Raw genomic sequence first — 13,913 nt, forward strand, 5'->3', positions numbered from 1 at the left:
TTACCTTTTTAAGAAAGGCACCTGTCAAAAGAAGGCTTTTTGTTATTGGAAATCGCTGATTCTGGGGATATCCGGCCATCTGCCTGCTTCGTATTCTTCAATATAATGGTCTAAGCCTTGTGAAGAACCGAATATTATAATTTTACAGTTTTATTTTCAACCAGAATGGAGTGTTTCCAATTAATGTTTTATCATTGTAATCTCTTGTCTGATTGAATTTTTTTTGTATTGTATCTGAATATTATTCCGTATGGTTTCTTAATTTCGGCATTATCCAAGATGACAAAATCATATCCACTTTTTTCACTCTGTTTTTCACATGACTTTTCGCAATTTCTATTACTTATTGTTCTGTTAAAATGGTGATTTTTAATTTAATATAAAAATAATCTATTAATTCTGATTAGGATCCCAAACACCATATGATGCAGGCTTCCAGGTACCATCCTCATATCCTCTAATATAGTAATCAACATCCATAGCGGTACCAAATGGAATAACAATACCGGTGTCATTTTTCACCAGAAAAGGTCCATTTCCTGCCAATCGATGTTTCTTGTAATCTTTAGCTCCATAAAAATAAATTCTTCCATAAGGTTTATCAATTATAATATCTTTGGGAATAATTAATTCTACATTTATATTTTCAGATATCATTTTTACATATCTTTCCGCGATTTTATCTATTTTTTCTTTATTAATCATAATTATTACACTCTTTTTTAAAACATTCTGTTTCTTGGCTACGGAAAACTAGCTTTATTTTGTCAAATACCAGTATCAAATAACAAAAAACCACCCGAAGGTGGCTGTAATTTATTGAAAATCGCTGAGCCTCGGCATATTTGGCCATCTTCCTGCTTCGTATTCTTCAATATAATAGTCTAAGCCTTGTGAAGAACCGAATATTATAATTTTACCAGTTTTATTTTCAACCAGGAATGGAGTGTTTCCAATTAATGTTTTATCATTGTAATCTCTTGTCTGATTGAATTTTTTTGTATTGTATCTGAATATTATTCCGTATGGTTTCTTAATTTCGGTATTATCCAAGATGACAAGATCATATCCACTTTTTTCACTCTGGTTTTTCACATGATTTTTTGCGATTTCTATTACTTCTTGTTCTGTTAACATACACCTATCTGTTTCTTGCTGTGTTGTTTAATTTTTTTCTCCTATAGATTTACAATTAAATCTATAAAATTTAAAGTTCAAAAAAGTCAGCTATTTCAATATACCGATGTGGACCCTGGACGTATAATAAGTCTAAGGTTTCTGCATCTATATAGACATAAAACGCTTTACCATAAATATCATCTAATAAACTTACTACTATAACATCTTTTATAGAATCATCCCTTAGAATATCCTTTTCCTTATAAAATGAATTAATTACAGATATTGTAGGATCTACTTTCATAAGCTCTTTAATTTTATCAAGGGCTTCTTTTTCTTTATTTATCATAATTATTACTTTATTACCACTTTATTTATATCAATTCCTGCTTTTTTACATGCATTAATGGCATCATCAATATTTGCTTTACTCAATCTCATATCTTGTGGGCTAAATCTACCTTTACCAAATATATCTAACCATTTATTTTGTTCTTCCACTACTTTATCATAAACATATTTTTCTTTGATATATGTGCTTATTAATCTGTCTTTTTCAGGGATTTTTCGTGTTAAGAGTAGTTTTTCAAATTCTTCTAATTTTCCATTATTTGGTATCTCGATAATCTGTTCTCCTGTTAAGTATCGCTTTCTTCCTCTTCTTAAATAATCCTCAAAATGCATGCATTCATGAAACATTTCTAAGTCTGTAACATCCTTTCTGATCCAAATAGTTGGAGGTATCCATATATTCGGAAAGTAGCTTTATTTTATCAAATACTAATATAAATAATAAAAAAACCATCCGAAGGTGGCTATGCATTATTCCAGGCTACTATTTGATCCTAAAATGTTAGTAAATCTTCCTGCTTCGTATTCTTGAATATAATATTCTTCAGATTTGCTGGTTCCAAATACGATAATGTTTTCTGTTTTGTTTTCTATCAGGAAAGGAGCATTCCCAAGTAAAGTATTATCATCATCATTTCTAGTGTCATTATATTTTTTTGTATTGTAGAAAAATATAATACCATAAGGCTTTTTTATTGCTTCGTTATCTAAAATGACAAGGTCTAATCCACTTTTCTCTTTTCTTTCTTTTACGTAATTTTTGCGATTTCTATGACTTGTTGTTCTGTTAACATCATGATTTTTAATTTAATATAAGTAAATCTATTAATTTTGATTAGGATCCCAAACACCATATGATGCAGGCTTCCAGGTACCATCCTCATATCCTCTAATATAGTAATCAACATCCATAGCGGTACCAAATGGAATAACAATACTGGTGTCATTTTTCACCAGAAAAGGTCCATTTCCTGCCAATCGATGTTTCTTGTAATCTTTAGCTCCATAAAAATAAATTCTTCCATAAGGTTTATCAATTATAATATCTTTGGGAATAATTAATTCTACATTTATATTTTCAGATATCATTTTTACATATCTTTCCGCGATTTTATCTATTTTTTCTTTATTAATCATAATTATTACACTCTTTTTTAAAACATNGTGGTAATAATAAATATTTCCATAAGATTTTTTAATTGTAAAGTCATTATTAACCATTAACTCTACATTAATTTCTTGTTCAATTTCTTTTACATATTTTTTAGCTACTAAAAGCATTTCATTTTCTGATAGCATATATTAATCTATTTTTAAGTATTCAAAATATTTGTATTCTCCTATTTTTGCTAATACGCCAAATTGTCCATCAGGCAATATTAATCTTCCATTTTCTCTAACAATATTAAAAACATGACCAGGTTTCATTTCATTCACATAAGCATAGATAACCCCTATTTCTCCTTCTTGCATTCCATTTATTCCCTTTAGATCTTTTAATTCAGCTATTTTAATAAATTTATTACCATAAATTTCTTCTAATAGCTCTACTTCTTGTCCTGCAGAGTGTAAAGCACTTGATATTTTTCCTGTTCTTAAGTATTCTACAACTTTTTTCACCACATTTACACAGTTGGTATTAGAAATCATTACGACTTCTCCATTTACTACATGATGATTAAAATATGGTAGTACTTCATAAATATAATCAAGTGCATTTTCAGCGGTAATTTTACCTGTATTTATAGCCTCCTGAATAGCTTTCCATCCCGCTTCAAACTCTTCTGCTGTCATGCTAAAACGTGGCGTAAGATTTTCTGCCATTCCCGCAAGACGGCTCATCTCTTGATCAAGCTTTGTAATGTTACCGCCGGCTTTCCTGTAAAGATAATCTAGGAATTTTCCCGTTCTTCCAGCGGAATCTGCTTGAAAGAACTTTTTCCCTTTATAAAGTACTGCTACCTCTTTCTTTGCATTTTCTATAAAAAGCACTCTCAGTTTTTCAAAATCAGCAGCATGATTGGTGATACTTCTGATACCATCTTTTGAAAGAACCCTTAATCCATTTTTAGAATAATTCCTTAAAGGAAACGAATATAATGCATTTTTAATTAATTTTTGTAAGCTTTCCTGCTGACGCGGATACCTGGATGTATACAGGACTTCTACGGTGACATCCAATGCTTTTTCTGCTTTTGTTAACATGCTCGCCATGGCACCTGCTGTTCCCTGGACCATATAAATATCATCCCATAATTCCAGAAGCTTCTTCCCCTTAGTGGTGAATTTAAGCTCATCTCTGAGCCGGGTCTCTATATAAAAATCTGAAAGGGCCACTCCGATATCTGCATAAGCCGCATATAAAGGCAATCCTGAAACTCCGGATTCAATGGTTGCAAGGCTGGCGGAAATCACCATGAGATCCGCGGCGACGCGAAGACATCTTAATACATCTTCAGCAGCTTTTTTCTGAGCGATATGATAAAGAAACACAGCAGGCACTTCAGTATCGGTTTCATGAGTCTGAACCTTACCCGTCCGAAGTTTTTCCTTTTCATACACTTTGAGGTGCAGCATATCCAGAGGCCTGAATTCTCCGTTTTCAGTTTCGTTTTCAGCTTCAATTTTCTCTGTTTTCAGATTAAACACTTTTACCGTATTGATCAGGGTGACGATATTATCAAGGTCTCCTTCCATAAAATATCCGGTAAGCTCACAATGTCTTTCTGTCGTATCGGAATCCCTGCTGACGCCCAGTGCGAAAAGAGAACCGCTTTGTAAAGGTTGGTGGGCGTCATCCGTTGCATGCTGAGCCTGCATGAAAGCGGTTACATAGATGACAAAAAGTTCCTTGTTTTCAAACAACTGACCATGGGCAGCCTGATTCGTATCTGAAATAATGCCTTTTCCCATGTACACGCTTTCTCCATCCAGAGAATGATAAATATGCAGAATGAGCTTAGGGTCGTTTTTAATCTTTCGGTAAACGAACTCCCCGGATATTGCCGTAAGGATACGGATCGCATAACGGCTCTTGTCTCTGAACGGCTCTGCTGCCAGAGCAGCAGCTTTCCCTATTGAATCTACATCGCGGATTAGCTGAGAATCAAAATTCAAAAACTGTAAAAAATGATCCCATAACAGCTCGTCTGAAAGCTTCTTTGCTTTTCCTTTATAATCCACCCCGGTCAGGGCAAAATTTGGAAGCTGATTGTAGAAGAACATCAGGTCATCAATAGAAGTAAGCCCGTTTCCTGCCTCTTCAAAATGAGCTATAAGCGCAACCTGCGCTTCCTGTTGATGGTACGGAAAAAGGTAAGTGATGGCAGCCATGTAGTCTTCGGCATCACTCAGCCTGATCTGTATGGCATCAGGAGATTCTGAAGAATAATGGACAGTGGCTTCCGTCTCATTTATTACGGTTTTTGTGGCTTCCCGATGGTAATTACGATAAGGGATGTTGATGGTGCATTCTATCTTTCTCTCCCGAATTCCGATCGCCGTATGATGGGTATATTTTCGGGGGTCAATATACCCCGGGCTTATATTCACCCAGACCTTTTTATCAAGGCGTTCCAGAAATGAGTTTTGAAATTGTTTTTCATCCAATTTAGGCTCTTGGATAATTAATTTCTCAATCATTTTAGCCTTTACTCTTACGTTATCGATCTTTGCCGGAGGTATGTCTTTCAGATTTACTTTTTCTACTTCCTGAGAATAATTGATAAAGTTTTTCTCTGCATCAAACAGGTAGGTATTAAAATCGGTTGACGAAACAAGTAATGAGAAAATCTTCCTTTCATCCACCCAAAGGTTGGTAAAAAAGGGTTCTATGGAATTGGTGGCAATTTTTTCTCCTCTCATATCGGCCCATATCTCCCGGGCGATCTTATCAAAATCGTCCATTCCTTTTAAAGTATTTTTAAAATTCATATTCAGGTTTTTTCATGATTAATATTGTATTTTGGTTTATATTACGTTTTAGATAAATAGAGATGGTCTTATAGCATCATCTTAATCTCTCTAATGCAAAGATCAATGCTGGTAACGATAAAACTCGACGTATAAAAATTAATTTTTTAAATTTTTGTAAAAATATTTTCTGCAAACTGCCGGGCTTTATTTTTAAGATTCATTGCTCAATAGTCTTTTAATTTTAAATACATTTGTCCTTTAAAAATAAGAACCATTGGAATTCCATCCATCCATCGAAAAAGCAGAAGCTGCGGAAATCAAAAGATTTCAGGAGCAAAAACTTCAGGAACTGTTGGTGTATCTTGAAATGCATTCCCCTTTTTACCAAAGGATATTTAAAGAAAACGGGATCCGTATTGCCGACATTCAGACTTTGGAAGATCTGCAGAAGATCCCTACCACGACAAAGAACGATATTCAGCAGAACAATGATGATTTCTTCTGCATTACACCTGATAAAATAGTGGATTACAGCACGACTTCGGGAACCCTGGGTGATCCTGTCACATTTGGATTGTCGGATAACGACTTGGAACGCCTCTCGTACAACGAAGCCATTTCCTTCGCCTGTGCTGGAATCCAGAAAGGAGATGTGGTACAGATGATCACTACCATCGATAAAAGGTTCATGGCCGGGCTGGCTTACTTTTTAGGCTTACGGAAAATGGGAGCCAGCGTTGTGAGAATGGGGCCGGGAATTCCCGAACTGCAGTGGGATTCCATCTTTCGGTACAAACCGAAATACCTGATTACCGTTCCTTCCTTCCTGTTGAAAATGATTGATTATGCTGAAAAGCACGGAATCGATTATCAGAATTCCAGTGTTTATGGAGCCGTTTGTATCGGGGAGAGCATCAAAAATCAGGATTTTACGGATAATATTCTATCAAAAAAGATCAAAGAGAAGTGGAACATCAGGCTTTTCTCAACCTATGCTTCTACGGAAATGAGTACGGCCTTTACGGAATGCGAACAACAGATCGGCGGTCACCACCACCCGGAACTGATCATCACAGAAATCCTGGATGATGACGAAAAACCCGTACAAGAAGGAGAAAGTGGCGAACTGACCATCACGACGTTGGGTGTCGAAGCTTTACCTTTGCTAAGATTTAAAACCGGGGATATCGTAAAAGCCCATTACGAGCCCTGCCCATGCGGAAGGAACACCATGAGGCTGGGACCTGTGCTCGGAAGAAAACAGCAGATGATCAAATACAAAGGAACCACGCTCTATCCGCCGGCGATGAATGATATCCTGAATGATTTCAACAACATTCTGTGCTACCAGATCGTGATCCAATCGAATGAGATAGGCCTGGATGAAATTATCATTAAGATCAGTACCGGCAGCGATTCCGGTACGTTCGTAAATGAAGTGAGGGATCATTTCCGCGCCAAGTTAAGGGTGAGCCCAAAAATTGAAATCATTGATTTTGAAATATTATCTAAAACCGTGTTTAATCCGAACAACAGGAAACCGATTACCTTTATCGATTTACGGAACTAACATTACATAAATTAATAACTCATGAAAAAATTAGCATTAACCTTTTTTGTTTTCTTAATGGGCATGGTCTCTGCTCAAAAGATGAAAGTCACTTCCGGAAATTTTGATTTCCTGAAAGGGCAGACCGAACTAAACCTGCAGATGGATTACAGCCATGTGAAATTCTACAAAGAAAATATGGATGAGACGTCCTATATCGCCAAGCAGGAAAAAGATATTCAGAAGGCCGGTAAAAGTCCCGAAGAATTTGAAAAATGGAAAAAAGACTGGGCGTATTCCAAAGATACGCAGTTTACGGAAAAATTCCTGGCTTCAATGAACAAGAATACGGACATTAAAACCTCCGTCAATAATCCGTCCGCAAAATATACCCTGATTGTTGAAACCGTCTGGATTTATCCGGGATGGTTCGCAGGAATTATGAACCAGCCGTCGAAGCTCAGCACCCTCCTGAAATTTGTAGAGACTGCTGACCGATCTCATGTTTTACTGGAAATTGACAGTAAAAACGCACCCGGGGATAATTTTGTAGGATTGCCGAATAACAATGACAGGATTTCTGAAGGCTATGCCAAAACAGCCAAAACGCTGGCTCGCATGATCGAAAACAAAATCAGATAAAAAATAAATCCGCTTCCCATTCCGGGAGCGGATTTATTTTATGCCTGTTGCTTTTCCGTTTTAATAAATTCAGCTAAATTTTTGATTGCCGTATCGTGTATCCTGACGAATGTATTCTTTTTGTTCCAGACATATCCGGCCAGCACGGCACATATCTTTCTTTTCACGTCCGGGTTTTCCGGCTGGTGGAAAAACAGTTCCTGAAGATTTCCGGTGTACCATTCTTTCACATAAGTGGTGAAAACATCAACGCCGTACAGGATGTAATCCGAAAACTCTTTCTGCCAGTCTACTTTTTCACCGTTCAGTTGTCGTAAGGCCAATTTTGCGGCTGTCATTCCGCCTTCGGTGGCAAAGGCCATTCCTGAAGAGAAAACGGGATCCAGGAATTCCGAAGCATTTCCCGTTAAGGCAAATCCGTCGCCGTATAATTTTTTTACCGAACACGAATAATCTTTCAAATGTTTTGGTTCAAAAAGGAAATCCACATCCCCGAAACGTTTTACATAATAATCCGACAAAGAAATGGCTTTCCGTAAAGCTTCCGCCGTGTTACCGTTTTCAGATAATTTATCGATGTATTCTGTAGGTCCTACGATTCCGACGCTGGTATTTCCGTTGGAGAAAGGGATCACCCAAAGCCAGACCTCCGTTTCAATAATATCGAATGAGATCAGCGTTCCTTCGGTTCCTTCTTCACGGTTGAGGTCCTTTACATGGGAGAAGATCGCAGAGTGAGGCGATAGTTTCGATGGCTTTTCAAGATCCAGAAGCCTTGGAAGCACCCTTCCGTAGCCGCTGGAATCGATCACGAATTTGGCGTGGATCTCTTTTGTTTCCCCGTCTTTGGTTCTTACAGTCGTTACGGAATCGGTTCCGTTAAATTCAATATCGATTACTTCTGTTTCAAACTCCAGATCGATGCCTTTATTGATGACTTCCTGAGCGAGTACATTGTCAAAATCCGCTCTCGGAACCTGCCAGGTCCAGTCCCATCCTTCCCCAAATTTATTGCTGAAATCAAAAATGCAGACTTCGTTGCCTCTTAAAAAACGGGCGCCCAGTTTCTTTTCAAATCCCATTTTATCCAGTGCCGGAAACAGGCCGGCCTCGTCAAAATGATCCATCACCCGCGGGATAAGGCTTTCCCCCACCACCAATCTGGGAAACTTCGTTTTTTCAACAACTTTTACGCTGACGTTGTTCTTCTTTAAGTATGAAGAAGATACGCACCCGGAAGGCCCGGCACCGATTACAAGAACGTCAACAAATTCTTTGCTCATCTTTGATTTTTTATTTTAATAATAACTTCTATCTTTGCCGCAAAATTAATGACAATTAATTAATAATTACAAAATTATCTTATTATTACTTTTAATTAATGAAAATAAATAACTTTTTAAAACTGAGCGACTTTACAAAAGTCATCATTGAGAATGAAAAAATAGAACTGGATGAAACGCTTCTTGCCAGAGTAGATGAGAGTTTTCAGTTTCTTAAGGAATTTTCTAGAAATAAAGTAATATACGGTGTAAATACAGGCTTCGGTCCAATGGCTCAATTTAAGATCAGTGACGAAGATACACACCAGCTTCAGTACAATCTGATCCGGAGCCATTCTTCCGGAATCGGAAATCCGCTTCCTGCCGATGAAGCGAAGGCTTGTATGCTTGCGAGATTAAACACCCTGTCTCTAGGAAAATCAGGGGTTCATCAGTCGGTTGTGAATTTAATTAAAGAATTAATAAACAAAGATGTTATACCGTTAATCTTTGAACACGGAGGCGTAGGTGCAAGTGGTGACCTTGTACAGCTGGCTCATCTGGCTTTGGTGCTGATCGGAGAAGGGGAAGTCTTTTATAAAGGAGAAAGAAAACCGACAAAAGAAGTTTTCGCTGCGGAAGGCCTTGAACCGATTCAGGTGGAGATCCGTGAAGGTCTGGCATTGATGAACGGGACTTCCGTGATGTCGGGAATCGGTGCGGTTAATGCGCACAAAGCAAATCAGTTAACGGATATTTCTTTACGATTATCCTGTGCGATCAATGAAATTGTCCAGGCTTACGATGATCATCTTTCGGAAGTGCTGAACGGAACCAAGCTCCATGAAGGTCAGCAGAAGATTGCCGCCAAAATGCGTGCCCACCTGTCTGACAGCAAGCTGATCCGGAAGAGAGCCGATCATTTATACACCCATTTTGAAGAGCAGGAAAAAGTATTCAAGGAAAAAGTCCAGGAATATTATTCTTTACGATGTGTTCCGCAGATTTTGGGGCCTGTCCTGGATACATTGGAATATACTGAAAAAGTATTGGAAAATGAGATCAACTCAGCAAACGACAATCCTATCATTAATGTTGAAGATCAGCACGTGTACCACGGCGGAAATTTCCACGGAGATTATATTTCGTTGGAAATGGACAAGCTGAAAATCGTGGTGACGAAACTCACGATGCTGGCGGAAAGACAATTGAACTACCTTTTAAATTCCAAAATCAACGAGATTCTGCCTCCGTTTGTGAATCTCGGGAAGTTGGGTTTCAATTTTGGGATGCAGGGTGTACAGTTTACCGCTACTTCCACTACGGCAGAAAGCCAGATGCTTTCCAACCCGATGTATGTGCACAGCATCCCGAATAACAATGATAATCAGGATATTGTAAGCATGGGAACCAATGCGGCGGTCATCTGCAGAAAAGTGATCGACAATGCTTTTGAAGTGCTGACCATTGAAGCCATTACCATTGTTCAGGCTATTGAATATCTTGGCTTTCAGGACAAAGTTTCATCCGCAACAAAAAAGCTGTATGACGAAATAAGAAGGATCATTCCGGCGTTTTCCAATGATATGGTAATGTATCCGTATCTGGAAGAGGTGAAAAATTATCTTAAATGTATGTAACTTCAGGCCTATATACGTTGTCATAAAAGAATAAAATATACTAAAAACTAAAACTAACATACACAACACATGAAATGTGCAATCATCACAGGCGGCTCCAGGGGAATTGGAAGAGCTATCTGTATCAAACTGGCAGAAGAGAAAAATTATCATCTGCTGATTAACTATACTTCAAACGAGGCTGCAGCAAAAGAAACGCTTTCCAAGATAGAAGCATTGGGAGCTACTGGAGAGGTTCTGAAATTCGATGTCGGTAATGCCGAAGAAACAAAGCAGGTTTTAACCCAATGGCAGGAAAACAACCCGAAAGCGATCGTTGAGGTAATTGTAAATAATGCCGGGATCACCAGGGACGGGCTGTTCATGTGGATGCCGAGCGAAGACTGGAACGCGGTGATTAATACGAGTTTAAACGGTTTTTTTAATGTAACGAATTTCTTTATCCAGAAACTGTTGCGCAACAAATACGGAAGGATCATCAATATGGTGTCCGTTTCCGGTGTGAAAGGAACAGCCGGACAGACGAATTATTCTGCAGCAAAAGGAGCTGTGGTAGGCGCTACAAAAGCTCTGGCGCAGGAAGTGGCTAAAAGAAATATTACGGTAAATGCCGTAGCACCGGGTTTCATCAAAACGGATATGACGCAGGAGTTTAACGAAGATGAATTAAAGGCAATGATTCCTGCCAATCGATTCGGCGAGGCGGAAGAAGTAGCAGATCTGGTGGCATTTTTAGCTTCTAAAAAGTCATCTTATATTACCGGCGAAATCATTAATATTAACGGAGGAATCTACTCGTAAAATAATATAACAATGTACTAATGTAACAATAGATTAATCTATCGGTTTACCAATAAAAGCAGATCGGTTAAAAATTGTTACACTGTTACATTGATAAATTGTTACATTTAATAAATGGAAAACAGGGTTGTCATTACCGGAATGGGAATTTATTCCTGCATCGGAACTTCTTTGGAAGAGGTGAAAGAATCTTTATTTCAGGGGAAATCCGGGATATTTTTAGTGGATGAAAGAAAAGAATTCGGTTTCAGGTCGGGGTTAACGGGCGTTGTCCCGAAGCCGGATCTGAAAAATCTCCTGAACCGCCGGCAGCGTGTAAGCATGGGGGAAGAGAGTGAGTATGCCTATATCGCGACTTTAGCTGCTTTAAAGCAGGCAGGAATAGACCAGAATTTTTTAGATAACCACGAAGTCGGAATTTTATACGGAAACGATAGTGTATCTCAGGCGGTGGTGGAATCTATAGATATTGCCAGGGAGAAAAAAGATACGACCCTGATGGGTTCGGGAGCAATTTTCAAATCAATGAACTCTACGGTAACGATGAATCTTTCCACAATTTTTAAACTGAGGGGGATTAATCTTACCATCAGTGCTGCCTGTGCCAGTGGATCTCATTCATTGGGACTGGCTTTTATGATGATCAAAAACGGTTTTCAGGAGATGATCGTCTGCGGAGGCGCGCAGGAAACCAATAAATATTCCATGGCGAGCTTCGACGGGCTGGGTGTTTTCTCCTTAAGAGAAGATGAGCCGACAAAAGCTTCAAGACCTTTCGACTCGGGAAGGGACGGCCTGATTCCGAGCGGAGGGGCAGCCACCTTAATCGTTGAAAGTTTAGAGTCCGCACAGAAGAGAGGAGCGAATATTATTGCAGAAATTGTAGGATACGGATTTTCCTCAAATGGCGGACATATTTCCACCCCGAATGTCGACGGACCTGCTCTGGCGATGGAACGGGCGCTGAAACAATCGGGCTTGACGGCAAAAGATATTGATTATATTAATGCCCATGCCACTTCAACACCGATCGGCGATGCCAATGAAGCAAAAGCGATCTTCGAAATTTTCGGCAGTGAAGTTCCGGTAAGCTCCACAAAATCCATGACCGGACACGAATGCTGGATGGCCGGTGCCAGTGAAGTGATTTACTCGATTCTGATGATGCAGAATGGTTTTATTGCCCCGAACATCAATCTGGAAAATCCTGATGATGAGGCAAAAAAGATAAATCTGGTAGCTAAAACAAAAAGTCAAAAAATTGACGTATTTTTGTCGAATTCTTTCGGATTTGGGGGAACCAACTCCGCATTAATCGTAAAAAAATTTAATTAAAAACATGGAAAGGGAAAAAATTATTGCGATCGTTAATGATTTTTTGGTGAATGAATTTGAGGTGGACGGTGATGAAATCAGCAACGAGGCAAACTTAAAAACCACGCTTGGGCTGGACAGCCTGGATTATATTGATATGGTGGTGGTGATCGAATCTAATTTCGGCGTAAAGCTTGGCGAAGCCGATTTCAAGAAGATGGTGACGTTCGATGATTTCTACACGACCATCGAAAACAAAATCACAGAAAAGAATAAATGATTTACTAATATAACAATGTAAATAATATAACAGTTTACCAATGTTTCATTGAATAATTGTTACACTGCTATATTGATAAATTGTTACATTACTGCCCATGCTATGAACAAATGGAAAGGCAAATCTAAAGGGACCATCCTGGGATACAGGATTTTTGTCTGGTGCATTAGAAATATCGGAATCCGGAGTTCATACGCTGTACTGTATTTCGTTGCATTTTACTATTTTTTATTCGAAAAAAAGAGCAACACCTATTACCGGTATTACTTTCGGGAAAGGCTGAAGTACGGCTACTGGAAAACCAAACTGTCCTTATTTAAAAATTACTTTACCTTCGGAACGGTTTTAATTGATAAAACGGCCATTTCCGCAGGATTAAGAGATAAATATACCTACGAATTCGACGGAATTGAAAACCTAAGAAACCTTTTAGCGGAGAAAAAAGGCGGTGTTCTCATCAGTGCCCACATCGGGAACTTTGAAATCGCGGAACATTTCTTTGCCGATATTGATTTTGATTGTCAGATCAATTTAGTTACCACTGATCAGGAAGTTACGGTGATCAAAGAATATCTGGAAAGTGTTTCCGTAAAACGGAGCAGCATTAAATTCATTTATGTAAAAGAAGATATGTCCCATATTTTCGAGATCAATGAGGCACTGTCTAACAACGAACTGATCTGCTTTACCGGCGACCGTTATTTCGAGGGTTCCAAGTTTCTGGAAGGTAGTTTGCTCGGAAAAACGGCGAAATTCCCGGCTGGGCCTTTCCTTATCGCTTCGAGACTGGGTGTCCCGGTCGTGTATGTTTATGTAATGAAAGAAAAAAATCTTCATTACCACCTGTATGCAAGGGTTGCCCAAAATGTAAAAAAGCGCGACGCCCAAGGGCTTCTCAACTCCTATACGCAAAACCTGGAATCGATGATCAGAAAATATCCTTTACAGTGGTTCAATTATTTCGATTTTTGGGATGATATTGATTAATTTTCCTACTTTTATCACAAATAAAACTGATATTTAACGCAACATCAAAGTGA

The 13,913-nt window shown here is 38.4% G+C and carries 13 protein-coding genes; 7 read left to right on the top strand and 6 right to left on the bottom strand.

Annotated elements, in window-relative coordinates; all coding sequences use genetic code 11:
* Nucleotides 1–393 precede the first annotated feature (393 nt).
* The 5 genes from ACED20_RS07930 to ACED20_RS07950 form a co-directional block, all read right to left on the bottom strand.
* Nucleotides 394–705 (bottom strand): hypothetical protein, encoded by a 312-nt coding sequence (locus tag ACED20_RS07930; protein WP_378104110.1) that lies wholly within the window; start codon nt 703–705, stop codon nt 394–396.
* Nucleotides 706–816: 111 nt separating this feature from the next.
* Complete coding sequence (locus ACED20_RS07935) at nt 817–1,137, bottom strand: hypothetical protein (protein ID WP_378104112.1); 321 nt, start codon at nt 1,135–1,137, stop codon at nt 817–819.
* A 70-nt stretch (nt 1,138–1,207) separates the two neighbouring features.
* The gene (locus ACED20_RS07940; protein WP_378104113.1) at nt 1,208–1,468 is read right to left on the bottom strand and encodes a hypothetical protein; all 261 of its coding nucleotides are present in this window, start codon (nt 1,466–1,468) and stop codon (nt 1,208–1,210) included.
* Nucleotides 1,469–1,473: 5 nt separating this feature from the next.
* Nucleotides 1,474–1,803 (bottom strand): hypothetical protein, encoded by a 330-nt coding sequence (locus tag ACED20_RS07945; protein ID WP_378104115.1) that lies wholly within the window; start codon nt 1,801–1,803, stop codon nt 1,474–1,476.
* Between the two features lie 969 nt (nt 1,804–2,772).
* Nucleotides 2,773–5,403 (bottom strand): hypothetical protein, encoded by a 2,631-nt coding sequence (locus tag ACED20_RS07950; protein WP_378104117.1) that lies wholly within the window; start codon nt 5,401–5,403, stop codon nt 2,773–2,775.
* Between the two features lie 256 nt (nt 5,404–5,659).
* Here ACED20_RS07950 and ACED20_RS07955 point away from each other — a divergent pair, with 256 nt between their 5' ends.
* The gene (locus ACED20_RS07955; protein ID WP_378104119.1) at nt 5,660–6,955 is read left to right on the top strand and encodes a phenylacetate--CoA ligase family protein; all 1,296 of its coding nucleotides are present in this window, start codon (nt 5,660–5,662) and stop codon (nt 6,953–6,955) included.
* A 21-nt stretch (nt 6,956–6,976) separates the two neighbouring features.
* Nucleotides 6,977–7,576 (top strand): hypothetical protein, encoded by a 600-nt coding sequence (locus tag ACED20_RS07960; protein WP_378104121.1) that lies wholly within the window; start codon nt 6,977–6,979, stop codon nt 7,574–7,576.
* A 38-nt stretch (nt 7,577–7,614) separates the two neighbouring features.
* Here ACED20_RS07960 and ACED20_RS07965 read toward each other — a convergent pair whose 3' ends face one another.
* Nucleotides 7,615–8,859, bottom strand: a complete 1,245-nt coding sequence (locus tag ACED20_RS07965; protein WP_378104123.1) for an NAD(P)/FAD-dependent oxidoreductase — start codon at nt 8,857–8,859, stop codon at nt 7,615–7,617.
* A gap of 98 nt (nt 8,860–8,957) precedes the next feature.
* Between ACED20_RS07965 and hutH the strand changes: the two genes are divergently transcribed.
* The 5 genes from hutH (at nt 8,958) to ACED20_RS07990 (ending at nt 13,860) form a co-directional block, all read left to right on the top strand.
* Nucleotides 8,958–10,478 (top strand): histidine ammonia-lyase, encoded by a 1,521-nt coding sequence (gene hutH, locus ACED20_RS07970; RefSeq protein ID WP_294225855.1) that lies wholly within the window; start codon nt 8,958–8,960, stop codon nt 10,476–10,478.
* 69 nt (nt 10,479–10,547) lie between these two features.
* Nucleotides 10,548–11,279 (top strand): 3-oxoacyl-ACP reductase FabG, encoded by a 732-nt coding sequence (gene fabG / locus ACED20_RS07975; protein WP_294225853.1) that lies wholly within the window; start codon nt 10,548–10,550, stop codon nt 11,277–11,279.
* A 114-nt stretch (nt 11,280–11,393) separates the two neighbouring features.
* Nucleotides 11,394–12,614 carry a beta-ketoacyl synthase gene (locus ACED20_RS07980; protein ID WP_294314706.1) on the top strand — a complete coding sequence of 407 codons (1,221 nt, stop codon included), beginning with the start codon at nt 11,394–11,396 and terminating at the stop codon, nt 12,612–12,614.
* A 4-nt stretch (nt 12,615–12,618) separates the two neighbouring features.
* Nucleotides 12,619–12,873: an acyl carrier protein gene (locus ACED20_RS07985; protein WP_146940807.1), complete on the top strand. Its 255-nt coding sequence runs from the start codon at nt 12,619–12,621 to the stop codon at nt 12,871–12,873.
* A 102-nt stretch (nt 12,874–12,975) separates the two neighbouring features.
* Nucleotides 12,976–13,860, top strand: coding sequence for a lipid A biosynthesis acyltransferase (locus tag ACED20_RS07990; RefSeq protein WP_294232918.1), 885 nt, complete (start codon nt 12,976–12,978; stop codon nt 13,858–13,860).
* Nucleotides 13,861–13,913 lie beyond the last annotated feature (53 nt).

The organism is Chryseobacterium sp. sg2396 (assembly GCF_042610505.1).
GTDB lineage: Bacteria > Bacteroidota > Bacteroidia > Flavobacteriales > Weeksellaceae > Chryseobacterium.

Bases quoted from the DNA above. Each gene is read 5' to 3' on its own strand.
- ACED20_RS07930 (WP_378104110.1), bottom strand. From the start codon at position 705: ATGATTAATAAAGAAAAAATAGATAAAATCGCGGAAAGATATGTAAAA.
- ACED20_RS07935 (WP_378104112.1), bottom strand. From the start codon at position 1,137: ATGTTAACAGAACAAGAAGTAATAGAAATCGCAAAAAATCATGTGAAA.
- ACED20_RS07940 (WP_378104113.1), bottom strand. From the start codon at position 1,468: ATGATAAATAAAGAAAAAGAAGCCCTTGATAAAATTAAAGAGCTTATG.
- ACED20_RS07945 (WP_378104115.1), bottom strand. From the start codon at position 1,803: ATGCATTTTGAGGATTATTTAAGAAGAGGAAGAAAGCGATACTTAACA.
- ACED20_RS07950 (WP_378104117.1), bottom strand. From the start codon at position 5,403: ATGAATTTTAAAAATACTTTAAAAGGAATGGACGATTTTGATAAGATC.
- ACED20_RS07960 (WP_378104121.1), top strand. From the start codon at position 6,977: ATGAAAAAATTAGCATTAACCTTTTTTGTTTTCTTAATGGGCATGGTC.
- ACED20_RS07965 (WP_378104123.1), bottom strand. From the start codon at position 8,859: ATGAGCAAAGAATTTGTTGACGTTCTTGTAATCGGTGCCGGGCCTTCC.
- hutH (WP_294225855.1), top strand. From the start codon at position 8,958: ATGAAAATAAATAACTTTTTAAAACTGAGCGACTTTACAAAAGTCATC.
- fabG (WP_294225853.1), top strand. From the start codon at position 10,548: ATGAAATGTGCAATCATCACAGGCGGCTCCAGGGGAATTGGAAGAGCT.
- ACED20_RS07980 (WP_294314706.1), top strand. From the start codon at position 11,394: ATGGAAAACAGGGTTGTCATTACCGGAATGGGAATTTATTCCTGCATC.
- ACED20_RS07985 (WP_146940807.1), top strand. From the start codon at position 12,619: ATGGAAAGGGAAAAAATTATTGCGATCGTTAATGATTTTTTGGTGAAT.
- ACED20_RS07990 (WP_294232918.1), top strand. From the start codon at position 12,976: ATGAACAAATGGAAAGGCAAATCTAAAGGGACCATCCTGGGATACAGG.